At 71.5% G+C, this 23,440-nt stretch carries 21 protein-coding genes, 1 tRNA gene and 1 pseudogene; 6 read left to right on the forward strand and 17 right to left on the reverse strand.

Annotated elements, in window-relative coordinates; genetic code table 11:
* Positions 1-52: 52 nt before the first annotated feature.
* Positions 53-1,195, forward strand: coding sequence for a histidine kinase (locus AB0H64_RS26620; protein ID WP_357629552.1), 1,143 nt, complete (start codon positions 53-55; stop codon positions 1,193-1,195).
* 12 nt (positions 1,196-1,207) lie between these two features.
* Here AB0H64_RS26620 and AB0H64_RS26625 read toward each other — a convergent pair whose 3' ends face one another.
* Both AB0H64_RS26625 and AB0H64_RS26630 read right to left on the reverse strand, forming a co-directional pair.
* Positions 1,208-4,303 (reverse strand): BTAD domain-containing putative transcriptional regulator, encoded by a 3,096-nt coding sequence (locus AB0H64_RS26625; protein WP_357629555.1) that lies wholly within the window; start codon positions 4,301-4,303, stop codon positions 1,208-1,210.
* A gap of 67 nt (positions 4,304-4,370) precedes the next feature.
* Positions 4,371-5,477, reverse strand: coding sequence for a transposase (locus AB0H64_RS26630; protein ID WP_357629558.1), 1,107 nt, complete (start codon positions 5,475-5,477; stop codon positions 4,371-4,373).
* Between the two features lie 100 nt (positions 5,478-5,577).
* On the opposite strand from AB0H64_RS26630, the pseudogene AB0H64_RS26635 reads away from it, so the two are divergent.
* Both AB0H64_RS26635 and AB0H64_RS26640 read left to right on the forward strand, forming a co-directional pair.
* Positions 5,578-5,730, forward strand: a pseudogene (locus tag AB0H64_RS26635) (transposase); the annotation flags it as partial.
* A 160-nt stretch (positions 5,731-5,890) separates the two neighbouring features.
* Positions 5,891-6,751: an NAD(P)-binding domain-containing protein gene (locus tag AB0H64_RS26640; RefSeq protein ID WP_357629561.1), complete on the forward strand. Its 861-nt coding sequence runs from the start codon at positions 5,891-5,893 to the stop codon at positions 6,749-6,751.
* A gap of 84 nt (positions 6,752-6,835) precedes the next feature.
* Here the strand turns inward: AB0H64_RS26640 and AB0H64_RS26645 are convergent, their stop codons facing one another.
* A complete protein-coding gene (locus AB0H64_RS26645) occupies positions 6,836-8,206 on the reverse strand; it encodes a cystathionine beta-synthase (RefSeq protein ID WP_310709693.1) in 1,371 nt (456 codons plus the stop codon).
* A 128-nt stretch (positions 8,207-8,334) separates the two neighbouring features.
* On the opposite strand from AB0H64_RS26645, the gene AB0H64_RS26650 reads away from it, so the two are divergent.
* The 3 genes from AB0H64_RS26650 to AB0H64_RS26660 all read left to right on the forward strand — a co-directional run bounded on the left by AB0H64_RS26650 (position 8,335) and on the right by AB0H64_RS26660 (position 12,076).
* Complete coding sequence (locus AB0H64_RS26650) at positions 8,335-9,318, forward strand: SGNH/GDSL hydrolase family protein (RefSeq protein WP_357629564.1); 984 nt, start codon at positions 8,335-8,337, stop codon at positions 9,316-9,318.
* 59 nt (positions 9,319-9,377) lie between these two features.
* Positions 9,378-10,745 carry a PQQ-binding-like beta-propeller repeat protein gene (locus AB0H64_RS26655; RefSeq protein ID WP_357629566.1) on the forward strand — a complete coding sequence of 456 codons (1,368 nt, stop codon included), beginning with the start codon at positions 9,378-9,380 and terminating at the stop codon, positions 10,743-10,745.
* 113 nt (positions 10,746-10,858) lie between these two features.
* Complete coding sequence (locus tag AB0H64_RS26660) at positions 10,859-12,076, forward strand: acetyl-CoA C-acetyltransferase (RefSeq protein ID WP_357629568.1); 1,218 nt, start codon at positions 10,859-10,861, stop codon at positions 12,074-12,076.
* A gap of 52 nt (positions 12,077-12,128) precedes the next feature.
* On the opposite strand, the gene AB0H64_RS26665 is transcribed toward AB0H64_RS26660, so the two are convergent.
* From AB0H64_RS26665 to eno, 14 genes are all read right to left on the reverse strand, one after another.
* Positions 12,129-12,539 (reverse strand): PPOX class F420-dependent oxidoreductase, encoded by a 411-nt coding sequence (locus AB0H64_RS26665; RefSeq protein WP_357629570.1) that lies wholly within the window; start codon positions 12,537-12,539, stop codon positions 12,129-12,131.
* 61 nt (positions 12,540-12,600) lie between these two features.
* Positions 12,601-12,834 (reverse strand): DUF4287 domain-containing protein, encoded by a 234-nt coding sequence (locus AB0H64_RS26670; protein WP_310709768.1) that lies wholly within the window; start codon positions 12,832-12,834, stop codon positions 12,601-12,603.
* A 174-nt stretch (positions 12,835-13,008) separates the two neighbouring features.
* Positions 13,009-13,800: a Bax inhibitor-1/YccA family protein gene (locus AB0H64_RS26675; RefSeq protein ID WP_357629572.1), complete on the reverse strand. Its 792-nt coding sequence runs from the start codon at positions 13,798-13,800 to the stop codon at positions 13,009-13,011.
* Between the two features lie 168 nt (positions 13,801-13,968).
* A tRNA-Leu gene (locus AB0H64_RS26680) sits at positions 13,969-14,041 on the reverse strand.
* Positions 14,042-14,302: 261 nt separating this feature from the next.
* Positions 14,303-14,815 carry an ACT domain-containing protein gene (locus AB0H64_RS26685; RefSeq protein WP_357629575.1) on the reverse strand — a complete coding sequence of 171 codons (513 nt, stop codon included), beginning with the start codon at positions 14,813-14,815 and terminating at the stop codon, positions 14,303-14,305.
* An 83-nt stretch (positions 14,816-14,898) separates the two neighbouring features.
* A complete protein-coding gene (locus tag AB0H64_RS26690; RefSeq protein ID WP_357629578.1) occupies positions 14,899-16,215 on the reverse strand; it encodes an NAD(P)/FAD-dependent oxidoreductase in 1,317 nt (438 codons plus the stop codon).
* Between the two features lie 92 nt (positions 16,216-16,307).
* Positions 16,308-17,102 (reverse strand): uracil-DNA glycosylase, encoded by a 795-nt coding sequence (locus AB0H64_RS26695; RefSeq protein ID WP_357629581.1) that lies wholly within the window; start codon positions 17,100-17,102, stop codon positions 16,308-16,310.
* Between the two features lie 18 nt (positions 17,103-17,120).
* The gene (locus tag AB0H64_RS26700; RefSeq protein WP_357629583.1) at positions 17,121-18,092 is read right to left on the reverse strand and encodes a hypothetical protein; all 972 of its coding nucleotides are present in this window, start codon (positions 18,090-18,092) and stop codon (positions 17,121-17,123) included.
* Positions 18,089-18,415: a PadR family transcriptional regulator gene (locus AB0H64_RS26705; protein ID WP_310709683.1), complete on the reverse strand. Its 327-nt coding sequence runs from the start codon at positions 18,413-18,415 to the stop codon at positions 18,089-18,091. Before AB0H64_RS26705 ends, AB0H64_RS26700 begins: the two co-directional genes overlap by 4 nt.
* Positions 18,416-18,517: 102 nt before the next feature.
* Positions 18,518-19,978, reverse strand: a complete 1,461-nt coding sequence (locus tag AB0H64_RS26710; protein WP_357629585.1) for a hypothetical protein — start codon at positions 19,976-19,978, stop codon at positions 18,518-18,520.
* Between the two features lie 173 nt (positions 19,979-20,151).
* Positions 20,152-21,096, reverse strand: coding sequence for a Ppx/GppA phosphatase family protein (locus AB0H64_RS26715; RefSeq protein ID WP_357629588.1), 945 nt, complete (start codon positions 21,094-21,096; stop codon positions 20,152-20,154).
* Positions 21,087-21,611, reverse strand: a complete 525-nt coding sequence (locus tag AB0H64_RS26720) for a DUF501 domain-containing protein (RefSeq protein WP_357629590.1) — start codon at positions 21,609-21,611, stop codon at positions 21,087-21,089. Before AB0H64_RS26720 ends, AB0H64_RS26715 begins: the two co-directional genes overlap by 10 nt.
* A complete protein-coding gene (locus AB0H64_RS26725; RefSeq protein ID WP_357629593.1) occupies positions 21,598-22,020 on the reverse strand; it encodes a septum formation initiator family protein in 423 nt (140 codons plus the stop codon). The genes AB0H64_RS26720 and AB0H64_RS26725 overlap by 14 nt, the downstream gene beginning before the upstream one ends.
* A gap of 91 nt (positions 22,021-22,111) precedes the next feature.
* The gene (eno, locus tag AB0H64_RS26730; protein WP_357629595.1) at positions 22,112-23,389 is read right to left on the reverse strand and encodes a phosphopyruvate hydratase; all 1,278 of its coding nucleotides are present in this window, start codon (positions 23,387-23,389) and stop codon (positions 22,112-22,114) included.
* Positions 23,390-23,440 lie beyond the last annotated feature (51 nt).

Genomic DNA, 23,440 nt, shown 5'->3' on the forward strand with positions numbered 1-23,440 from the left:
TCGGCCGAACGGCCGATACGGGCACTCCGACTTCCGGCTTAGGCTCCATGACGTGGGGGACGGCAGGCGCATCGTGTACTGGATCAGGCGGCTGAGCGAGATCGCCGTGGTCGGCTGGCTCGGCATGATGCTGCTGGTGGACCTGGCCGTGGCGGCCAAGGACGGCGGCCCGCAGTGGCTCGTCCCCATCACCGGGGCTGCGGGCATCGTCGCGGTGGCGCTGCGGCGCCGGTGGCGGCTGGAGGGGTTCGCGGCGCTGGCGGGCATGTCGGTGGCCGTCACGGTGATCCTCGCGGTCACCGCGACGCCGGGCGCGCCCGGGTCGGCGGAGACCGGCGCGCTGCTGGTCCTCACGATCAGCGTGCTGCGCTATGTGGACCCGGTGCGGCGGGCGGCGGTGCTGTGCGTCGTCGCGCTGGTCGTGCTGATGGCCGAGGGCGGCTGGCGCCTGGCCGACGGGAGCGGGCTGGCGTTCTCCTTCCTGCTGTTCGCGGGCTGGTCCACGGCCACCGGCATCGGCGGTTACCTCCGTTTCCAGCAGGAGCGCCGCAACGAGGCCGTCCACGCCGTACGACGGGCCGAGCGCCTGGAGCTGGCCCGGGAGCTGCACGACCTCGTCGCCCACCACATCACCGGCATCGTGGTCCAGGCCCAGGCGGCCCGCACGGTCGCGGAGACGAAGCCGGAGGCCGTGGTGCCCGCCCTGGACGCCATCGCCGGGGCCGGCGGCGACGCGCTCAGCGCCATGCGGCGCCTGGTCACGGTCCTGCGGGCACAGGACGAGGCGGCCCGCACGCCCGGCACGTCGCTGGCCGACCTGCGTCACCTGACCGAGCGGTTCTCCGTGAACGGGCAGCGGGTGGCGTTCGAGATCGGGCAGGGCATCGACGACCACACGCTGCCGCCCGAGGTGATGACCACGCTGCACCGGGTGCTGCGCGAGGCGCTCACCAACATCCGCAAGCACGCGCCAGGGGCCTCGTGGATCGAGGCGGCCCTGCGGCTGGCGGACCGGGTCGCGGTGCTGCGGGTGAGCAACTTCGGGTCGGCGTCCGACCCTCGGCTGTCCCGGCTGGGCGGCGGGTTCGGGCTGGTCGGGATGGCCGAGCGGGTGGAGGCGCTCGGCGGCAGGCTGTACGCGGGCCCGACCCCCGAGGGCGCCTGGGAAGTGGTGGCCGAGTTCCCCCTGCCCTGAGAAGGCCGTCCGCTAGGCGTGGGCGGGCTCCCAGGCGGTCTCACCCAGGGCCTCGTGGACCCGGGCGGCGATCCGGTCCACGTCGAGCCGCTCGGCGGCGGGCCGCGGCGTGCCCGCCTCCCGTCTCATGGCCGACGCCGCATCCAGCAGGCGGACCGCCTCGGCGTGGTGCCCCACGAGCGACACCGCGCCCGCCAGCCCCTCCAGGGCAAGGGCCACCGCCCGCGGGTCACCGCTGGCCAGGGCCGCCTCGTGACCGGCCCGCTGCCTGGCCAGCGCCGTCGCGGCGTCGCCGCGCTGCTCGGCGGCGAAGCCCAGCTCGGCCAGGACGAACGCGACGCCGGCCGTCCCGCGCACCTCCCGGAGCCAGTCGAGCCACGGCGTCAGCAGCGCCTCCGCCTCGGTGTACCGGCCCTGCCGCCTGGCGCTCATGGCCAGGCCGAGCACCGCGGACTCCTCGGCTGACTTGTACGACTGCGCCACGGCCAGCCGCCTGGCCCGCTCGTGGAGGTCGTCGGCGGTGGCGTAGTCACCGGCCAGCAGCGCGATCCTGCCCAGCGCGGACAGCTTGAACGGCACCTCGAAGCCGAGCCGCTCGGCCAGGCGCAGCTCCTCCTCCCGCAGCCGAGCCGCCTCCGCGTAGTCGCCGCGCGTCTCGGCGCGCCGGTCGAGCGCGTCCATGGCCTCCATCCGGCCCCAGTCGTCGCCCAGCTCGGTGAACAGCGCCAGGCTGCGCTCCCCGTCGCGCCGCATCACCTCCAGGTCGCACCGGACCTGGGCCAGCTTGGCGCGCAGGGAGAGCGCGGCGGCGACGCCCCACCGGTCGCCCAGCTCCTCGTACGCGGCCAGCGCCCGGTCGGCGGCGGCCCGGCGCTCCTCGTGGTCGCCGTACGCCCACTGGACGTGGGTGAGGAACCAGGAGGCGAGCGCCCTGCCGGAGGCGTCGAGGCCGGCATGGCGGACGGCGGACGGCGTCTCGCCGCTGAGCAGCGTCATCCCGGCCAGCCACACGGACGCCACGGCCGCCGCACCGGACGCGCCCCCGGACTCACCGTCGTGGCGGGCGAGCGCGGCGGTCAGCGACCTGCGGGCCTCGCCCAGCCGGCCGCGCAGGTACCAGTACCAGGCCAGCGCGTTGACCAGGCGCAACGGCTCGGGCCCGGCCAGGGCGAGCCGGAGGTTGGCGGTCTCGAGGTCGAGTCGTTCCAGCCAGGCGAGCTGGCGCGGGCCGCGCAGCTCCGCCCGTACGGCCAGCTCGGTGTAGTGGCGCGCGTGCCGTTGCCTGATCGTGTCCAGCTCGCCGGCCTCGGCGAGCCGCTCGGCGCAGTAGGCGGCGACCGACTCCAGCAGGCGGTAGCGCGGGCCCGGCGTCACCACGACCAGCGACCGGTCCACGAGCCGCGCGACGGCGTCGAGCACGTCGACACCGGGCTCGGCGCAGACCTCCTCGGCGGCCTCCAGCGTGCAGCCGTCGGCGTGGACGGCCAGCCGCCGCAGGACGACCCGCTCCTGCGCGGTCAGCAGCTCCCAGCTCCAGTCGATCGCGGCCCGCAGCGTCCGCTGGCGGGCGGGGGCGTCGCGCATGCCGGCGCTGAGCAGCCTGAACCGGTCGTCGAGCCGCGCGGCCACGCCCTCGACGCCCAGCGCGCGCACCCGCGTCGCCGCCAGCTCCAGCGCGAGGGGGATGCCGTCGAGCCGGCGGCAGATGGTCGCGACGGCGGCGTCCGGCTCGACCCCGGCGCGGGCCGCGAACAGCCGCACGGCCTCGGGCTCGGGCAGCGGCGGCACGGGCAGCAGCCGCTCCCCCGTGACGTCCAGGGGCTCCTGGCTGGTGGCGAGGACGCGCAGCCCGGGCACTGCCTTCAGCAGCCGCGCCGCCAGGCCGGCGGCGTCCGCCACGACGTGCTCGCAGTTGTCGAGCACGAGCAGGGCCCGCTTGCCGGCCAGTGCCCGCGCCAGCCTCGGGGCCAGCGGCTCCGCGCCGTCGTCGCGCACGCCCAGCACGGCCGCCACGGCCTCCGCCACGTCCGCGGCCCCGGCCAGCTCGACCAGCCACACGCCGTCCGGGACATCCGGTCCGGCGAGGGCGCGGGCGGCTTCCAGGGCGAGGCGGGTCTTGCCCACGCCGCCCGGCCCGGTGAGCGTCACCAGCCGGCCCGCGGCGAGCAGGTCGCGTACGGCGGCCAGCTCGCCGTCGCGGCCCACGAGGTCGGTCAGAGAGGCGGGCAGATTGGTCATGGGCCCACGGTCCGGCGCGGGCCGGTCCGCGCCGGCCTGCCCCGATCCCGCGACGGCCTGCACCGAGCCCGCGGTGGGCTGACCCGGGTCCGCGACGGATGCGGACAGGGCGGGGTCGTGGCGGAGGATGGCCTGGTACAGCGCCGACAGCTCCGGCGACGGGTCCAGCCCCAGCTCCTCGGCCAGCAGCTCCCGCAGCTCCGCGTAGCTGGCCAGGGCCTCGCTCTGCCGCCCGCGCCGGTAGAGGGCGAGGATGTGCAGCCCGCGCAGCCGTTCGCGCAGCGGGTGGAGCGTCACCAGCCCCGCCAGGTCGGCGTCGCCGCCGAGCGCCAGGCGCACCTCCGCCTGCTCTTCGAGGGCCGACAGCCGCGCCTCCTCCAGGCGCGCGATCTCCGGCCGCGCGAAGCCCGCGTCGGCGAACTCGGCGTAGGCCGGGCCGCGCCACAGCCCCAGCGCCTCGTCCAGCCGCGCCAGCCGTTCCCTCAGCCAGGCGGTCCCCTGGTCCCCGCGCGGGCCGTCGGCGAGCCGCCGGAGCCCGGGACGGGCGGGAGGGCCGGCGAGGAGGGCGAGGAAGCGGGACGCGTCCGTGTCGGCCGGCGCGAGGCGGTAGCCGGCCGGCCCGTACGTGATCAGCCCCGCGTCGCCGAGCGCCCGCCGGAGCTGGGAGACCCGGGCCTGAAGCGTCCCAGCCGGGTTGCGCGGCGGCCGCTCACCCCACAGGTCGTCGATGAGCCGGTCGGGCGGCACCGGGCCGCCTCCATGCGCCAGCAGGTCGGCCAGCAGGGCGCGCACCTTCGGCTCGGCCACCCGGACCGGGCCGCCGTCCTGCGCCCACACCGCGAGCGGGCCGAGCACTCCGAAACGCACCACGACAGTCCCAACCGTTGACGCGCTCACCGGGCTGAAGCCCGGAGATTCTCGCCCGTGCCGTATGGGTTCATGCGGCACCTCGAAGGCTTCCTCGTTCATCGGGCCGCGCCACCACACCTGGTGGTCTTACCTGCCCTCCGGAGGCGTTTAGCCTCTCCGCCCGTCCGGCGGCGAGGATGTTGATCGCGGCGTTGACGTCCCGGTCGTGGTGTGCCCCACATGAGCAGTCCCACTCCCGTACAGCCAGCGGCATCTGCCCGGCGAGCGTCCCGCAGACCGAGCAGAGCTTGGAGGAGGGAAAGAACCGGTCGATCCGCATGAACGTCCGCCCGTACAGTTTCGCTTTGTACTCCAGCATGGCGGTGAACGCCGACCAGCCCGCGTCGTGGACGCCCTTGGCCAGCCGGGTACGGGCCAGTCCCTTGACCGCCAGGTCCTCCACGAAGATCGCTTGGTTCTCGCGAACTATCCTGGTGGATTCCTGGTGGTGGAACTCGCGCCGCGCGTCGGCGACCTTGACATGCTGGCGGGCGACCTTGATCCGGGCCTTGGCCCGGTTGTTCGATCCCTTCTCCTTACGCGACAGTGCCTTGTGCAGCTTGCGGAGTTTCTTCTCCTCGGCCTCCACCGGCGGCAAGGGGCGTTCGGTCACCTCGACGACGAACGAGGCGAAGTACCGGCCCGCCGCGTCCTTGATCACCGTCACGCTGGACGGGACCGACGGCAGGCGCCGCGACCAGCGCACCGCGATGTCGCCGATCTTCGGCAAGGTCAGCTTCTCCCCCACCCTGAACCGGGCGTTCCTGGTGAACCGGATCGCCTGCCGCTGGTCCCTGCGCGACCGCAACCGAGGCGCGGCGACCTTCGGCCCCTTGCGCTTCCCGCTGAGACTGGCGAAGAAGTTGCGGTAGGCCATGCAGGCGTCAGCCAGGGCCTGCTGGAGCACGACCGCCGACACCTCCCCCAGCCACACCCGATCCGGGCGCTGCTTGGCCTCGGTGATGACGCGCTTGGACAGGTTGCCGTCGCTGATGAACGGCAGGCCGTCGGCGTGCGCTTGACGGCGGGCCGTGAGCGCGTCGTTGAACACCACCCGTGCGCACCCGAACGCCCGTGCCAGCGCGATCCGCTGTATCGGGGTCGGGTCCAGCCGGAAGGAGTAACGAAGCCGCACGAGGCGCATCCTACAGTTGGCCTATGGCCCAACACAGCGAGATCCGGACCGGCAGACACTGCGTCTTCCTGCTCCACGCCCATTTGGTTTTCGTGACGCCTCACGGCGGATGCGTCAGGAGTTCCCCGAACTCGCCCGCCACTACTACCGGGCCAACAAACTGTGGTCGGGCTCCTACTTCGCCGGGTCAGTGGGCGGCGCACCCCTGTCCGTCCTACGCCAGTACATCGAGCAACAGAACCGGCCCACCTGAACGGGGTGGACGCCGATTCACCTGACGGCGAATCAGCTGCTCCTGCCCCCCTACGCGGGCATGTCGGCTTCACCCCCCGGCCGGAAGGCCGGAGCACCACCGACGACACCGGTAGCCGCCCCGAAGGAATTCCGTAGCGGCCCGGCGCAGGCTGGGCCGCATGACTGATGTGACGGTGATCGGCCTCGGGCCGATGGGTTCGACCATGGCGGCGACGTTCCTCGACGCCGGCCACGACGTGACGGTGTGGAACCGCACGGCGAGCAAGGCCGAGCCGCTGGTGGCGAAGGGGGCCAGGCACGCCGCCTCCCCCGGCGACTCGGGCGAGCTGCTGGTGTTCAGCCAGCTCGACTACCAGGCGATGTACGACAGCCTCGGCGACCTGAGGCTCGACGGGAAGGTGCTGGTGAACCTCAGCTCCGGCACTCCCGAGGAGTTGCGCGCCGCGGCGCGGTGGGTGGCCGGGCGGGGTGGCGTCCTGGTGACGGGCGGGATCATGGTGCCGCCGCCCGGCATCGGCAAGCCCGGCTCGTACGTCTTCTACAGCGGCCCCCAGGAGGCCGTGGACCGGCACGCCGAGACGCTGGGAGCGCTCGGGGACGTCCACTACATGGGCGCCGACGAGGGCCTGGCGATGATGTTCTACCAGGCGCAGCTCCTGGTCTTCTGGTCCAGCCTGACCAGCTACATGCACGCCGTCGCGCTGCTGGGCACGGCCGGGGTGGAGCCGGCGCGCTTCCTGCCGTACGCCCGGGAGATGTTCACGCAGCTGGGCGGCGAGGGCCCGATGGGGTTCGCGAAGATCCTGGCCGAGGAGATCACGGCCGGGGTGTACCCGGGCGAGCTCAACAGCCTCCTCATGCAGGCCGTCGGCCTGGACCACGCCGTGCACGCGCTGCGTGACGCGGGGCTGGAGACCACGGTGCCCGGCGCGCTCAAGGAGCTGTTCGAGCGCGCCGTCGCCGAGGGGCGCGGCCACGAGGGCCTGGGCACCGTGTTCGAGTCGATCAGGAAGCCGTAACGGCCGGCCACTGATCGGCCGGTGTGGCCGGCCCGATCGGTGACCGGCCCGATCGGTGACCGGCCCGATCGGTGACCGGCTCGGTCAGTGGTTGGCGAGGAAGGCGAGCAGGTCCTGGCGGGTGATGAGCCCGGCCGGCTTGCCGTCTTCCAGCACCACGGCGGCGTCGGCCTTCTCCAGCGCCTCGACCGCCCGCGCCACCGGCTCGCCGCTGCCGAGCGTCGGCAGCGGCGCCGACATGTGCTCGGAGATCGAGTCGTCGGACGACAGCTTGCCGCGGTAGAGGGCGTCCAGCAGGTCACGCTCGACGATCGAGCCGACGACCTCGGCCGCCATGACCGGCGGCTCCTCCTTCATGACCGGGAGCTGCGAGACGGAGTACTCGCGCATGATCGAGATGGCCGTGCCGACCGACTCGTGCGGGTGCGCGTGCACGAACTCCGGCAGCCCGGCGCCCTTGCGGGCGAGCACGTCGCCCACCAGGCCCTCGTCGGAGGACTCGGTCAGGAACCCGTAGTCGGCCATCCAGTCGTCGTTGAAGATCTTGGACAGGTAGCCGCGGCCGCCGTCGGGCAGCAGCACGACCACCACGTCGTCGGGCCCCGCCTTGGCCGCCACCTGGAGCGCCGCGACCACGGCCATGCCGCACGAGCCGCCCACCAGCAGCCCCTCCTCGCGGGCGAGGCGGCGGGTCATGGTGAAGGAGTCCTTGTCGGAGACCGCGATGATCTCGTCGCAGATCTTCGTGTCGTACGTGGCGGGCCAGATGTCCTCGCCGACGCCCTCCACGAGGTACGGCCGGCCGGAACCGCCGGAGTAGACCGAGCCCTCGGGGTCGGCTCCGATGATCTTGACCTTGCCCCCGGAGATCTCCTTGAGGTAGCGGCCGGTGCCGCTGATCGTGCCCCCCGTGCCGATGCCCGCCACGAAGTGGGTGATCCTGCCCTCGGTCTGCTCCCACAGCTCGGGCCCGGTCGAGTGGTAGTGGGAGTCGGGGTTGTTGACGTTGGAGTACTGGTCGGGCTTCCAGGCGTTGGGGATCTCGCGCGCCAGCCGGTCGGACACCGAGTAGTACGACTCGGGGTGGTCGGGCGCGACGGCGGTCGGGCAGACCACCACCTCGGCGCCGTAGGCCCGCAGCACGGCGATCTTGTCCTGGGCCACCTTGTCCGGCACCACGAACAGGCACCGGTAGCCCTTCTGCTGGGCCACGATGGCCAGCCCGACCCCCGTGTTGCCCGAGGTCGGCTCGACGATGACGCCGCCGGGCCGCAGCTCGCCGGACGCCTCGGCGGCCTCGATCATGCGGACGGCGATCCGGTCCTTGACCGAGCCGCCGGGGTTGAAGTACTCGACCTTGGCGAGCACCTGGGCGGGCACCCCCGCGGAAACCTTGTGCAGCCTGACGAGCGGAGTGTTGCCCATGAGCTCGACCAGGGAATCGTGTACGCGCACCGAGGTGTTCACCTTCTTTGCAAAAGCTTGATCAGCTTGCCCGTCGCCGGGATCCCGTGGGGGTGGCGGGCGCTCGGCTAGTTTTCAAGCAAACGCTACCGCCGAGTTCGGATGAGGGGAGAACCCACATGGTCTGGGCAGCGGGGGTGGCGCGAGCCGCCCGGAAGATCGCCATCGCGGCGGCGCTGGGAGGCGGCGGTCTGACGGCCCTGGGAGCCACCGCGTACGGGCTGCTGATCGTGGAGAGCCTGGTGGCGCGCAAGGTGATCGGCCAGCCGCACGGCCTGGACGGGCTGCCCTCCGACGGCGTCTACGGCGCCTACACCGGCCCGCCGCTGCGGCTGGTGATGCTGGGCGACTCCACCTCCATCGGGCTCGGCGTGAGCTCGCCGGACAGGACTCCCGGTGTGCTGCTCGCCAACAGCCTCGCGCACGTGGCGGAGCGGCCGGTACGGCTGGACGTGCTCGGCAAGTCGGGCGCGCCGTCGGCCGCCCTGGCCGAGCAGGTGGACCGGGCCCTGCGCCTCGACCCGGACGTGGCGGTCATCTTCGTCGGCGCGAACGACGTGGTGACGCAGACGCCGCCGGCGATGGCCGTGCGCCACCTGGTCAAGGCGGTGCGGCGGCTGCGCGAGGCGGGCGCGGAGGTGGTCGTCGGCACCTGCCCGGACCTCGGCACCGTACGGCCCATCGCGCAGCCCCTGCGCTGGGTGACGAGGCGCTGGAGCCGGCAGCTCGCCGCGGCGCAGATGGTGGCGGTGGTCGACGCGGGCGGCCGCACGGTGGCCTTCGCCGACCTCCTGGGGCCGGAATTCGATACAAATCCGGGCGAGATGTTCGGACCGGATCGTTTCCATCCATCTGACCGAGGTTACGCCTCGGCCGCTTACGCGGTGCTACCTTCTGTATGCACTGCGTTGGGGTTGTGGCCCGAGCCGCGACCCGCGCGCGGCGAAGGACTGCAACCGATTTACCTCGCGGCGGCCACGGCCGCGGAGGAGTCCGGCACCGAGGTTTCCGCGACCCGGGTCGCGGGGCGGGCGACGGGTCCCTATGGCAGATGGGTGACGTTGTTCCGCCGCCGCCCCGGCGAGATGGTCAACGACGCCTGACACCGGTCACTCTCCGCTCCGGGGCCGTCACCCCTCGTCCCCTTTGGAGTGGATGGCCCGTGCTCCGGCCTCTCGCGCAACCCGCCCTCGCCCTCTCCGGCGTCCTCGCCGTGACCACGGCCCTGGCCGGCTGCTCCGGCAGCGACGCGGCCACGGCGGCCTTCCCGGCCTGGCACGACACCCAGGCCAACGTCGTCAGCCGGATGGTCACCGCCGGCGGGGTCGCCGCTGCCACCTCGTTGAAGCCCGACGGCACGCTGGAGACCGTCGCCCTCGGCCTGTCCGACGGCAGGCGGCTGTGGGCGCACCCGGCCACGATGGCGGGCCGGCTGCCCGGCATGGGCGTCTCCGCACCGGCGCTCGTGGACTTCCCCGGGCAGGGCGGCGGGCGCGAGGCCGTGGTCGTGGCGCTCGACCCCGCTCACAAGGGCCACTGGACCTCCACGCTCGTCGCCCGCGACGCCCGCACCGGAGCGCAGCGGTGGACGCGGCCGATCCACTCCACGTTCGGCCCGCAGCGCTGCGGCCCCTACGTGTGCCTGGCGGAGAACACCGCGCTGTCGTCGGCGCGGGTGGTCGTGCTCGACCCGGCCACCGGCGCGCTCAAGTGGAAGCTGCCGGGCATCGCCGAGGTCGAGTGGTCCGACGACGAGCGGGTGCTCGTGCTCCGGCTCGCCGCCGATCCGGTGATCGAGTCGTACGAGCTGAAGACCGGCAAGCCGCAGTGGCAGCAGCCGATCGAGCAGGCGCTCGGCCCGGGCATCGACCTGTCGGGCGGCTGGGCGTTCGGCGCGGCGGGGCCCGACCTGGTCGGCTACGTCGCCCCCTACACCAACCCGCGCACGAAGAAGATCTCCACGTTCGGCCTGTTCTCGGTGAAGATCGCGGACGGCACGGTCAACTGGATGCGGCCGTCGGTGGTCCGCGTCTACCCGAGCGGCAACCCCGGCTTCGCGCCGGTGGTGCGCCCGGTCGACCAGCGCGGCGGCTACGGCGGCTTCGCCCGGCTCGACGCGGGCACGGGGCGGGTGGTCGGCCAGATCAGCGCCGCCGAGGTGCCCGGCTCGGGCTGGTGGCTGGCCTTCCCCGACCGCCTGGACAAGCTGGGCTTCCTCAAGCACGACGCCAAGGGCACCGTCTACGACCTCGGCACCGGCCGGCCGGTGCCGGTCGAGGAGGAGCACGGCTGGTCGTTCTGCGTGACCGACCCCAAGCCGCTGCCACTGCGCGGGCAGCCGGCCGGGTTCTACTCGGTGGCGGCCCTGTGCGAGTACGACCTCGCGACGGGCAAGCGGACCTCCGGGACGCAGGCGCCGCCGTCGTGGTTCACGGGCAGCCAGAACGGCTGGCGGCTGTGGCGCGACGAGAAGGGCGGCATGCACGCCGTCAATGACAACACCGCCCCGGCACCCGGCATGTACGGCTGACGAACTTCGCAGGACGGTAAAAACAGCAGAGATCCCCACGGCCGACGGCATCTGGCTCCCCGACAGCGCTGGAAATCTAGTTCTGGTTAGAGTGCTGACAAAGGAGGGGCCACATGCCCGAGGCAGTCATCGTCGCCACCGCCCGCTCGCCCATCGGGCGTGCCTTCAAGGGGTCGCTCAAGGACCTCCGGCCCGACGACATCACCGTGCAGATGATCAAGGCGGCGCTGGCCAAGGTGCCGCAGCTCGACCCCGCGACCATCGACGACCTCATGCTGGGCTGCGGCCTGCCCGGCGGCGAGCAGGGCTTCAACATGGCCCGCGTGGTCGCCGTCCTGCTCGGCCTGGACAACGTGCCCGGCACCACGATCACGCGCTACTGCTCCTCCTCGCTCCAGACCACGCGGATGGCCTTCCACGCCATCAAGGCGGGCGAGGGCGACGTGTTCGTCTCGGCGGGCGTGGAGATGGTGTCGCGGTTCGTCAAGGGCAACTCCGACTCGCTGCCGGAGACGCAGAACCCCGTCTTCGGCGACGCGGTGGCGCGGACCAAGGCGTTCGGCGAGGGCGGCCACACGTGGCACGACCCACGCGAGGACGGCCAGGTGCCCGACATCTACATCGCCATGGGCCAGACGGCCGAGAACCTCGCCCAGATCAAGGGCGTCACCCGGCGCGAGCAGGACGAGTTCGGCGTCCGCTCCCAGAACCTCGCCGAGAAGGCACTGGCCGACGGCTTCTGGCAGAAGGACATCACGCCGGTGACACTGCCCGACGGCACCGTGGTGAGCAAGGACGACGGGCCGCGGCCCGGCACCACGTACGAGGGCGTGGCCGGGCTCAAGCCGGCCTTCCGCCCCGACGGCACGGTGACCGCCGGCAACTGCTGCCCCCTCAACGACGGCGCCGCCGCAGTGATCATCATGAGCGACGTCAAGGCAGCCGAGCTGGGCATCACGCCGCTGGCCCGCATCGTCTCGACCGGCGTGACGGGCCTGTCGCCCGAGATCATGGGTCTGGGGCCGGTCGAGGCGTCGCGGCAGGCGCTGGCGCGCGCCGGGATGGCCATCGAGGACGTGGACCTCGTGGAGATCAACGAGGCGTTCGCGGCCCAGGTCATCCCGTCGTACCGGGACCTGGGGATCGACCTCGACCGGCTCAACGTCAACGGCGGCGCCATCGCGGTGGGACACCCGTTCGGCATGACCGGCGCCCGGATCACCTCCACGCTCGTCAACAGCCTCCAGCACCACGACAAGACGATCGGCCTGGAGACGATGTGCGTGGGTGGCGGCCAGGGCATGGCCATGGTCCTGGAGCGCCTCTCGTAGCGACGCGCACCGGCCGCCCGGCACCTGAGTGCCGGGCGGCCGGGAAAGCCGCTCAGCCGTGCACGTCAGGCCCGGCGCGGGTGGGCGTGATCCGCAGGACGACGCGGCGGTCGCGGACCATGGCCGCGCGGTAGTCGTCCCAGTCGGGATGCTCGCCGGAGATGTCCCGGTAGTAGGAGACCAGGTGGTCCATGGCCTCCGGCAGGCTGACGACCTCCGCGGTGCCGTCCACCTGCACCCAGTCGCCGAAGAAGGCGTCGGTGAACGCGCAGATCGACACATGCGGGTCGCGGCGGACGTTCCGTGTCTTGACCGCCGTCTCGCGCGTGCTGATCACGAGGTGGCCCTCGGCGTCCACGCCGACCGTCACCGGCGAGAGCTGCGGGCGGCCGTCGGCGTGCCGGGTGTGGAGGACGGCGCGGTGCGCGCGCCGCAGGAAGTCTCGTGCCTTGTCCAGATCCATCCGTTCATGATGACGCGCCCGGACCGTAGGCACGGGCGCGTCGATCTGGACTTGGGGCGCTCTAGATGAAGCCCATCCGGTTACGGCGGTGACGCTCGTGCTCGTGGACGATCGCCGCGGCGTAGCCGTGTGTCAGCCCGTGCTCGTCGGCGAGCCAGTTGGCCCGCTCGTCACATCTGAGGAACGACGGGCCGTTGTCGATGGCTAGGAACCACTCGGGGAGTTCGCGTCCCGTTATCGATGGGACTCTGGCGATCAGCTTTGTCTGCGTCTCCGGTGAGTGGTTCAAGGACATGGGCACCTCCACGGAATAAGGTCCTTTGCTTGACACTGCAACACCTCTTCCGTGATCGCAACCCCCAAGTCGCCACCACTTCGTTACGCGGGGTTCATCATCCGGCGACACAGAAGGGGCCCCGCCGGATCGGCGGAGCCCCTTCGACCGGCCGGACACCGCCGGCGCGGGTGGTCAGTCGCTGTTGGTGAAGTAGCTGATGAAGCGCAGCACCTCAAGGTAGATCCACACGAGGCTCAGCGTGAGGCCGAACGCGCACTGCCAGGCGAACTTCTCCGGAGCGCCCTCACGGACGCCCTGCTCGATGGAGTCGAAGTCGAGCAGGAGGAAGAAGCAGCCGACCAGGATCATCAGGAGGCTGAAGCCCCAGCCGAGCGGGCTGTCGGTGCGCAGGCCGAGTCCGCCGTCCACGAAGATGCCGACCACGAGGTTGACCAGCATGAGGCCGACGGCCGCGAGGCCCGCGGCGACGACGAACTTCACGAGCTTGGGAGTGACGCGCACGATGCGCAGCGCGTACACCGCCAGGACCGCGCCGAAGGCCAATGCCGTGCCGAGGACCGCCTGGAGCACGATGCCGTTGAAGAACGACTCGTACACCCGGCTGATCGCGCCGAGGAACACGCCCTCGAAGAGGGCGTAGCCGAGGATCAGAGCGGGGTTGACGCTCTGCTTGAAGGACGCCACGAGGCCGAGGACCAGCGCGACGATGGCCGCGGCGGCGGCCACGCCCATCGAGACCTGGAAGTACCAGGCGGCGGCGGCGCCCACGACCAGTGTGCCGAGGGTCATGAACCCGCGGACCACGACGTCGTCGAGCGTCATCGTGCGGAAGGCCGGCCTGACGGGGGGAGCGTACGACGGAGTGTCGTACATGTTCTGCAACTGGCCGGGAGTCGGGGTGGGGGCGCCCCACCCGGCTGACTGCTGTCGTGTCCTGCTGAAAACCGGGTTCTTGCTCTCCATCGCTGCCTCCTGTGCGCCGAGCCTATGGGACGGGTCGCCGCCTAGGTCAACTCGCGCTCAGATCTATGTAGTTTCGAGACTTCAACCAGGACGACAACGAACGTGCCGGCCGGTGAGTTCCCGGACCCGGTATCGCCGGAGAAACGCATTTCCCGTGGTAGACGCAGGTGCCCCCGGCGGGATTCGAACCCGCACGTCAACCCTTTTAAGGGGTTTGCCTCTGCCATTGGGCTACGGGGGCGCCGCAATCATACGAAACGGACCATGCTTCCGTTGAGCACAACTTCGCATCATGCGTCACAACTGTGAAGTGTGCGGTCAAGTGATAGAGCTCCTGACGTTGTGTCCAGGAAGGGCAGCCCCATCAAGTGGTCCCGTAGGTGCGGAATACCCCCGGCTAAGGAGGCATCGGACTCGATGGTGACGGGATCTCTCGTTCCTCGCAAGCAGTGCAGGTGAGGGCATCGAAGGCCGGTGCCGCCGGGCATCCCGGAGCGCCCGATCATGAGCGGACCGGTTCGGCGGGGCGGAAGGTGATCTCGGAGCCGAGGCCGGATCCGACCTCCGCGAGATCGCGCGCGAGCGCGCGGGTGTCGACCGCGGCCGGCAGGTCGACGTCCGCGATGAGCACGTAGAGACGCCCGGTCAGGCGGGTGCTCATGCCGGTGATGTTGCCGCCGACGGCGGCGAGGACGGCGCTGACGGCGGAGATGATCCCCGGCCGGTCGGGGCCGTGGAGGGTCAGCACGTGGCCGTGGCCGGTGGAGACGCAGTCGAAGTGGCGGCGGGCCTCCACCGCGGCGGCGGTCACCACGAGGTCGGAGGTGCGCAGCCGTTCGGTGATCTCTTCGGCGCCGAGGCGGCCGGAGACCAGGAACATCATCGCGATGTGGCCGCCGAGCAGCGTCATCGTCGAATCGGTGATGTTGGCACCGCACTCGGCGAGCGAGCCGGTGATCGCGGCGATGACTCCGGGCCGGTCCATCCCGAGCACGGTCACCGCTGAGAGCGCCACCCGCGGGTTCCCCTTTCAGTCGCCAGGTCGGGGGCGCCGGAACGCCCCGGCGCGTAGTGCACCGGGGCGCTGCCGTACTGGGCTCAGTGACGCATCGTCGCCACGGCGGCCCGGAACCCGTCACGCGGGTGCTCGACCTCGCCGAGCGAGATCGTCTCCCGCTTGAAGAACAACGCCAGGGTCCAGTCGACGACGACGCGGACCTTGCGGTTCAGCGTCGGCACCCGCGACAGATGGTAGGTGCGGTGCATGAACCACGCAGGGAATCCGCGAAGCTTGACGCCGTAGACGTTCGCCACACCCTGGTGCAGGCCGAGACCGGCGACCGATCCCACATACTTGTGGCGGTAGTCGACCAGTTGCTCCCCGCGGAGGTGGCGGATGAGGTTGTCGGCGAGGACCTTCGCCTGCCGCACCGCGTGCTGGGCGTTGGGGGCGCAGTACTGGCCGGGGTTGGTGACGTCGGGCACACCCGCGATGTCACCGGCGGCGAAGGCGTCCCTCGTGCCGGCGACGGTCAGCGCGGCGGTGGTCTTGATCCGGCCGCGCTCGTCGAGCGGGAGGTCGGTGGAGTTGACGACCACGCTGGGCTTGACGCCGGCGGTCCAGACGAGGGTGTCCGCCTCGAACTCCGTGCCGTCGGAGAGCACGACGTGGCCGTCGAGGCACGACTCCAGACGCGTGTCCAGCTTGACGTCGATGCCGCGCTCGCGCAGCTGCTCCAGCGTCCACTTGCCCATCTCGGGGCCGACCTCGGGCAGCACCCGGTTCGTGGCCTCGACCAGCACCCAGCGGATGTCGGCGGGGCTGATGTTGCGGTAGTAGCGGGTGGAGTCCTTGGCCATGTCCTCCAGCTCGGCCAGCGCCTCGACGCCCGCGAAGCCGGCGCCGACCACGACGAAGGTGAGCGCCCGGCGGCGCACCTCGGGGTCGTCGGTGGACTCGGCCACGTCGAGCAGGTGCAGGACGCGGTTGCGCAGCGCGATGGCCTCGCCGACGGTCTTGAAGCCGATGCCGATGTCGGTGAGCCCGGGGATCGGCAGCGTCCGCGAGATCGAGCCGGCGGCCATCACGATGACGTCGTAGGAGACCTTGCGCGCCTCGCCCTCGGCCGGCTGGAAGGTGACCACGCGGGCGGCGTGGTCGACCTCCGTCACCGTGCCGTTGAGGATCCGCGCCTTGGGCAGGACCCGGCGCAGGGGCGCGACCATGTGCCGCGGCGACAGGTTGCCCGCCGCCGCCTCGGGCAGGAACGGCTGGTAGGTCATGTAGGACTGGGGGTCGATGATCGTGATGCTCGCCTCGCCGTTGCGCAGCTCTCGGCCGAGCTTGCGCTGGAGGCGCAGAGCGGTGTAGAGGCCGACGTAGCCGCCGCCGACGATCAAGATGTGCTTGTTCATCCTGAGGCCCATCCCTCGCGGAGCTTGTGAAATCATTCACAAGCCTACGTCAAGTGGACCCGATAACTCCAATCCGTGAGCAATGCAACGCGTCACACCGACAGCTCGCGGGCCCGGAGGAAGACGTCGTCGAGCATCCGGGCCGTCACGCGGCCGGTGAAGGTGTTCTGCTGGCTCGGGTGATAACAGCCGAGCAGCGTCACCGGCGTCCCCTCGTACGCGATCACCGCCTCGGCCCCGTGCCCGAACGGCGGCCTGACGCGCGGCAGGGTGTAGCCGGCCTCCCTCAGCGCGGGCCACCCGGCCTGCCAGGCGTAGCCGCCGAGCGCCACGACCACGCGCACGGACGGCGCGACCATGCCGATCTCCCGCGCCAGCCACGGGAAGCAGGCGGCCTTCTCCTCCGGCGTGGGCTTGTTGGCGGGCGGCGCGCACCGGACGGAGGCCACCACCCGGGTGCCGATCAGCCGCTGCCCGTCGCCCGCGTGCGTGCTCGTCTCCTGCGCGGCCAGGCCGCAGCGGTGCAGCGATGCGAACAGCCAGTCGCCGCTGCGGTCGCCGGTGAAGATGCGGCCGGTCCGGTTGCCCCCGTGCGCGGCCGGGGCGAGGCCGGTGATGAGGATGCCCGGCTCCTCGTCCCCCCAGCCGGCGACCGGCCGCCCCCAGTACGTCTCGTCCGCGAACGCGCGCCGCCTCACCCGGGCGACCTCTTCACGCCACTCCACCAGGCGGGGACAGGCCCGGCAGACGGACTGCCGGGCCGTGAGCTCCGCGAGGGTGGGACTGGTGGCGGCGAGGCGGCGCACGTCCGCGGGGTCCTGGGCGACCGGGGTGTCAGCGGTCGCCGGGTCGCCGGGCCAGCCGGTGCCTGGAGGTACGAAGCTCATGCCTCCGATGGTGCCCGATCAGCGGGACCGCTTCGGCGTGGGCGTGGCGCTCGGCTTCTCGGGGGTCGGCGTGACTGTAGCGGCTTCCGTGGCACTGGCCGTGGCCTCCGGCTGCACGCTCGGCATGGGCTGGGCCGACGAGACGGAGGGGCACGGGGCCATACGGGTGACGCCGGACTCCTCGGTGGTGCCCTCGTCGGCGACCAGCGGCAGGGGGTAGCGGTTGAGGATGGGCTCACCGCAGGAGCGGTCGACCGAGTAGCCGTAGTTCTCGGGGTGGGTGATGACCGGGTTGCCGTCCTGGTCGTAGAGGTAGACGTCGGTCAGCGGCGTGCCGTCCTTGGCGTACGGCTTGATGTTGTAGACCTCGCCGTCCACCCCTGAGACGGTCTCCATCATGACCCGGTCCGACCCGATGGCCTGCAGCCTGTCGTCCGAGGTGGCGAGGTGCATGGCGAGCGCGTACCCGGCCAGCAGCGTCACCCCGGTCACCGCGTTGGCGACCAGCGCGACCGGGAGCGCCACCCGGCCGCCGCCCCGCCTGCCGAGCCAGACCGAGGCCCAGACGGCCGCGGCCACGATCACCCACTCGCCGAGGTTGTCGGGCACGACATGGTCGTCGGTGGCGAGGTCGGCCAGGAGCATGGCGAGCACGTAGCCGCGCAGCACCCACCAGCCGGGCCGTAAGCCCGGCAGGAAGCCCACGAGAGCGCGGTAGGGCCCCTTCCGGAGCAGCAGGGCATGAAGATCCTCCAGCCGCCTGCGAAGGTCCAGCCGGCGCCTCTGGCGGCCCGCCGGCCGGCCCCCGTAGGCGGCCGCGAGCTCCTCCGCGTACGTGGCCGGCGGTCCGAGCCGCTCCTCCAGCGTCGCGTCCGACTCGGCCGCGATCTCCGCCAGGTGGTCGTCCAGGTCCTCCAGCAACTCCTCCCGCTCCGGGTGGTCGGCCAGGGCATCCCGTACGGCCTGCGCGTACTCTGCGATGCTTGTCATGCGTGTCCCTCCTTGAGCAGGGATGCCATGGTGGCGGCGAACGAGCCCCAGATGCCGGCGTAGGAGGCGTACATCCGCCTGCCGGTGTCGTTCAGCCCGTAGTACTTGCGGTGCGGCCCCTCGTCGGAGGCCACCACGTAGGAGTTGAGCGCGCCCGCCTTGAAGAGCCTGCGGAGCGTGCCGTAGACCGAGGCGTCGCCCACCTCCTCCAGGCCGGCTTCGCGCAGCCGGCGCACGACGTCGTAGCCGTAGCCGTCGCGCTCGGCAAGCACCGCGAGGACGGCCAGGTCGAGCACGCCCTTGAGGAGCTGGGTGCTATCCACGCGCTGCACACTACTGTGTTTTGCGCAGTACTGCCAACAAGAAAAACCGGATGGCGCCACGGGGACGCCATCCGGTCTAGATCAACCGGTGTGCCGAGCCGTTCAGCCGGCCACCGGCTTCGGGCAGACCGCCGAGAAGGCGGCGTTGCCCGAGGTGACCGAGTTCGGGCTCACCACGACGAGCTCGATGTTGCCCTTGGTCTCGGTGGCCTTGTGCGTGCCGCCGACGCCCCAGAGCACCTCGGTGCTGCCGTTCACCTCACGGGTGAGGTCGCCGCCGTCCTTCTGGCCGTTGACCAGCCAGTAGTACTTGACGGTGGTGGGACCCGTGCTGGTGAGGGTGGCCTTGAAGTCCACGCCGGGGCCACGCCCGGAGGCGCACATGTCGTTGCGCTGGCCGGTCTGGGAGACGCCCGACACCGAGACGGTGGGCTTGGGAGCCTCGCAGGCGGCGTACGACTGCGTGATCGAGTCGGTGCTGCCCGCCCCGGAGGCCGTCAGCGTGATCTTGCCGCCCTTGGTCGCGTCGCCGGCCAGCACCTGGTCGGAGAGCGTGACGGTGCGGGAGCCGGCGCCGGAGAAGTACACGTCGTCCGTGTCCACGGTCGTGCCGTTGACCTTCCACGCGTACTCGACGCGGGCGCGGCCGGTGGAGCTCAGGGTGGCGTGTGCGCCGACCTTGCAACCGATGTTGTTCGTCGCGGTCACCAGGCTGGACACCGAGACGCGGGTGGCCGGGGCCTCGTCCTTGCACCAGACCTTGTAGTAGGCCCGGTTGGAGGAGGTGCGGTCCGGGCCGAGGATCTCCAGCTGCGCGTAGCCGCGCTGGCTCTCCCGCGGGGAGATGCCGAAGCCGACCCGCTTGCTGCCGTAGACCTTGGTCCTGCCGTAGTCGACGACGCGGCCGTTCAGGACCCAGCGGTACTTGACCCAGGCCGGGTCGCTGACCCGGATGACACCGGTGAAGTCGACCTTGTCACTGGAGGTGGCGCAGGTGCCGACGTAGCGGCTGGGGCTCGCCCAGACGCGCGCCGAGACCTCGGGGCCCTGCTCCTCCTCGATGACGATCGGCTTCTGACAGCTGACCGAGAAGTAGCCCTTCTTGGAGACCGCCTTGCGCGGGCCGAGGACCTGGACGGCCTCCCAGCCCTTGACGTTCTCCTCGAACTTCAGCTTCTCGCTCACCTTGACGTACTTGGCCCCGTGGCCCTTGAGCTTGACCGTCTTGATCTTGCCCTTGGAACCGTCCCCGTGGAGCCAGCGGTAGGCCAGCGTGGTCCTGCCGTCGACGGTGACCTTGATCCTGGAGGACACGGTCACGTTGACGGGGCACGACCCCTCGTAGTTGCCCGTGGAGGCCTTCGGCGTGGAGATCGAGACCTTGGGCGACTTCGTGGCGGACGCGGCGGCGGACAGGCCCGCCGTACCGGCGGCGGGCGCCGCCGTCGCGACCGGGGTGGCGGCCTGGGCGGGGCTGGCGACCAGCGCCGCGACCATGCCCGCCAGCACGGTGGCGGAGGCGCCGAACGCCGCCGCCTTGCGTGCTAAGGGAGAGGACTGCATGTGAGAGTGCTCCATTCCGTGAGGGAAAAGACGCGCTCGGGAACGGTCGCCACGCCGGCATACCTATGCACGGCAATATGGCAAAGCCCCCGTTTTGCCCCTTTACCTAAGCACAAAACTGATTGCACGCTCAACACGAACGCGAAGATGAAATGTCCGGATTTAGAGGCGTTTCAGGCTAGCGACCAGGCAATTCCGTCCAGAATGTCGTGTTCGCTCACCACGACCTGGGCAAACGCGAAACGGCGGACGATCCGGTCGAGGATGAGCGCGCCCACGCCGATGACGTCGACACGACCCGGATGCATCACCGGAATGGCGGCTCGCTCACCATGGGTCATCGCGAGCAGCCGCCGCGTCACCTCGTGCACCCGCTCGGCAGCGACACGGGAGTGATGGATGCGCGCCGGGTCGTACGCCGGCAGGTCCAGGGCGATGCCCGCGACGGTGGTCACCGACCCCGCCAGGCCCACCAGCGTGTGCGCCCGCTCCACCGGGACCGCGTCGGTCACCTTGTCGAGCGCGTCGTCGATGTCGGCCACCACGGCCTCCAGCGCCTGCGCCGACGGCGGGTCGCCGGCGTCGCGCAGGTGCCGCTCGGTGAGCCGCACGCAGCCGATGTCCACCGAGATCGCGGCCTCCGCGTGCGCGGAGCCGACGACGAACTCCGTCGAGCCGCCGCCGATGTCCACCACCAGGTACGGAGGCATCGGCCCCTCGGGCACCTCGGTCTCGCGCGACAGATGCACCAGCCCCCTGGTCGCACCCGTGAACGACAGCTCCGCCTCCTCCGAGCCGGTCACGACCTCCGGGTCCACCCCGAAGATCTCCCGCACCCCGGCCGTGAACTCGTCACGGTTGGCCGCGTCACGCGTCGCGCTCGTCGCCACGACCCTCGTGCGCTCGGCGCCGTGCTGGTCGATCAGCTTGCGATAGCCGCGCATGGCGGCGAACGTGCGCTCCAGCGCGTCGGCGGCCAGCCGGCCGGTACGGTCGACGCCCTGCCCCAGGCGCACGATCTCCATCCGCCGCTCCACATCCGTGAGCGTGTCGTCGGAGACGTCCGCGATGAGCAGGCGTACGGAGTTGGTGCCGCAGTCGATGGCGGCTACACGCATGGTCCGTCACTCCACCAGTCGGGGAGGGCATCGAGCGCCTCCCGGCCGAACGGGTTTGCCCCGGGGACCGCCAGCTCGTGCGCGACGAGCGCGTGCAGGCACTTGACCCGCGCCGGCATGCCCCCGGTGCTCTGCATGCCACGAGGAAGCGGTTCCATGCCCTCGTCCTCGGCCGCCTTGTCGCGCCTGGCGATGTAGTCGTCGTGCGCGGCCTGGTAGGCGGCGGCCAGCTCCGGGTCGTCGGCCAGGCGGGCCTGCATCTCCCGCATCAGGCCCGAGCCCTCCAGCGTGCCGATCGCCGAGGCGGCCCGCGGGCAGGTCAGGTAGTACAGGGTCGGGAACGGCGAGCCGTCCGGCAGGCGCGGCGCGGTCTCCACCACGTCGGGGTTGCCGCACGGGCAGCGGTGCGCCACCCCGCGCGCGCCCCTGGGCGGCCTGCCGAGCTGCCGGCGCACCGCCTCCAGGTCCCGCTCGGCGACCCGGCCGGTGCCGGCCTCGTTCTCAGGGCTTTCCAACGCTCTCCTTCTCCCGTGTGCCCACCTGGTGGCCCGTGCCCGAATCGGCCGCCTCGACGGACCGCCACAGCGTCTGGTACCACGGCGGCGGGGCGGCGGGCTGCTTCACCGTGGCCGGCGTCCTGCCCTCGTCGGCGTCCATCACCACGTAGCACTTCTCGCCCGCGCCGCAGTAGTGCAGCCGCTCCTTGGCCGTCCGCTTGATCCAGTTGGGGTCGCGGATCTGCTGCACCCGCGCCTCCAGCGTCCGCCGGTCCGCCTCGACCCGCGCCTTCTCCGCCTGCAACTGCGCGATGGCGCGGCGCTGGGCGATGTACTCGCGCACGGGGTAGGCCAGACTCATCGCGATCGCGCACACCACGACCGCGAGAATGGCGGCCCGGCCGGTCAGCTGCGGTCTCTTCGCCATGCTCTGCGCATCCCCCCTCACGTCGCGCCCGCGCGGCGGGCCCGGTCACGGGCCCGCGGTCGATCGGCGGCCGCGGGGACCGTACCCGAAACTAGCGGCGAAAACGCGGGAACGCCCCGCGACCCGCGTAGCGAGCGGCGTCGTCCAGCAGCTCCTCGATGCGGAGCAGCTGGTTGTACTTGGCCACGCGGTCGGAGCGGGCCGGGGCGCCGGTCTTGATCTGGCCGCAGTTGACGGCCACGGCGAGGTCGGCGATCGTCGTGTCCTCGGTCTCGCCGGAGCGGTGGCTCATCATGCAACGGTAGCCGTTGCGGTGGGCCAGGTCGACGGCGTCGAGCGTCTCCGACAGGGTGCCGATCTGGTTGACCTTGACCAGCAGCGCGTTGGCGGTGCCGCTCCGGATGCCGCGCTCCAGCCGCTCGGGGTTGGTCACGAACAGGTCGTCGCCGACGAGCTGGACCCGGTCGCCGAGGGCCTCGGTGATGGCCTTCCAGCCCTCCCAGTCCTCCTCGTCCAGCGGGTCCTCGATGGAGACCAGCGGGTAGTTGTCGACGAGGTCGGTGTAGAAGGCGATCAGCTCCTGGGCCGACAGGCCCTTGCCGTCGATCGTGTAGACGCCGTCCTTGTGGAACTCGGAGGCGGCCACGTCCAGCGCCAGCGCGACGTCCTCACCCGGCGTGTAGCCGGCCCGCTCGATGGCGACCAGGATGAGGTCGAGGGCGTCACGGTTGGACGGCAGGTTGGGGGCGAAGCCGCCCTCGTCGCCGAGGCCCGTGGCGTAGCCCTTCTCCTTCAGCACCTTCTTGAGCGTGTGGTAGATCTCGGTGCCCATGCGAACCGCCTCGCGGAACGTCTCGGCCCCGATCGGCGCGATCATGAACTCCTGGATGTCGACGTTGGTGTCGGCGTGGGCGCCGCCGTTGAGGATGTTCATCATCGGCACGGGCAGCACGTGGGCGTTGGGGCCCCCGAGGTAGCGGAACAGCGGCAGCTCGGCGCTGTCGGCGGCGGCCTTGGCCACGGCCAGGGAGACGCCCAGGATGGCGTTGGCGCCCAGCTTGGACTTGTTCGGCGTCGCGTCCAGGTCGATCATGATCTGGTCGATGATGCGCTGGTCCTCGGCCTCGACGCCGTGGATCTCGTCGAAGATCTCGTCGGTGACGGCGAGCACGGCCTTCTCCACGCCCTTGCCGCCGTACCGCTCGTCGCCGTCGCGCAGCTCCACGGCCTCGAACTGACCGGTGGAGGCGCCGCTCGGCACGGCCGCCCGGCCGCTGCTGCCGTCGTCGAGGACGACCTCGACCTCCACCGTGGGGTTGCCCCGGGAGTCGAGGATCTCGCGGGCGTAAACGACCTCGATGGTAGCCACGGGATGCGCTCCTAAGTCGAAAGGCGATATGCCTTCAGAGCCTATCGGTAC

The organism is Nonomuraea sp. NPDC050733 (assembly GCF_040654215.1).
GTDB lineage: Bacteria > Actinomycetota > Actinomycetes > Streptosporangiales > Streptosporangiaceae > Nonomuraea.

What these genes read in the sequence shown, in the direction of transcription:
- AB0H64_RS26640 (WP_357629561.1), top strand. Translation starts at nt 5,891, where the DNA reads ATGACTGATGTGACGGTGATCGGCCTCGGGCCGATGGGTTCGACCATG.
- AB0H64_RS26650 (WP_357629564.1), top strand. Translation starts at nt 8,335, where the DNA reads ATGGTCTGGGCAGCGGGGGTGGCGCGAGCCGCCCGGAAGATCGCCATC.
- AB0H64_RS26660 (WP_357629568.1), top strand. Translation starts at nt 10,859, where the DNA reads ATGCCCGAGGCAGTCATCGTCGCCACCGCCCGCTCGCCCATCGGGCGT.
- AB0H64_RS26665 (WP_357629570.1), bottom strand. Translation starts at nt 12,539, where the DNA reads ATGGATCTGGACAAGGCACGAGACTTCCTGCGGCGCGCGCACCGCGCC.
- AB0H64_RS26670 (WP_310709768.1), bottom strand. Translation starts at nt 12,834, where the DNA reads ATGTCCTTGAACCACTCACCGGAGACGCAGACAAAGCTGATCGCCAGA.
- AB0H64_RS26675 (WP_357629572.1), bottom strand. Translation starts at nt 13,800, where the DNA reads ATGGAGAGCAAGAACCCGGTTTTCAGCAGGACACGACAGCAGTCAGCC.
- AB0H64_RS26690 (WP_357629578.1), bottom strand. Translation starts at nt 16,215, where the DNA reads ATGAACAAGCACATCTTGATCGTCGGCGGCGGCTACGTCGGCCTCTAC.
- AB0H64_RS26695 (WP_357629581.1), bottom strand. Translation starts at nt 17,102, where the DNA reads ATGAGCTTCGTACCTCCAGGCACCGGCTGGCCCGGCGACCCGGCGACC.
- AB0H64_RS26700 (WP_357629583.1), bottom strand. Translation starts at nt 18,092, where the DNA reads ATGACAAGCATCGCAGAGTACGCGCAGGCCGTACGGGATGCCCTGGCC.
- AB0H64_RS26710 (WP_357629585.1), bottom strand. Translation starts at nt 19,978, where the DNA reads ATGCAGTCCTCTCCCTTAGCACGCAAGGCGGCGGCGTTCGGCGCCTCC.
- AB0H64_RS26715 (WP_357629588.1), bottom strand. Translation starts at nt 21,096, where the DNA reads ATGCGTGTAGCCGCCATCGACTGCGGCACCAACTCCGTACGCCTGCTC.
- AB0H64_RS26725 (WP_357629593.1), bottom strand. Translation starts at nt 22,020, where the DNA reads ATGGCGAAGAGACCGCAGCTGACCGGCCGGGCCGCCATTCTCGCGGTC.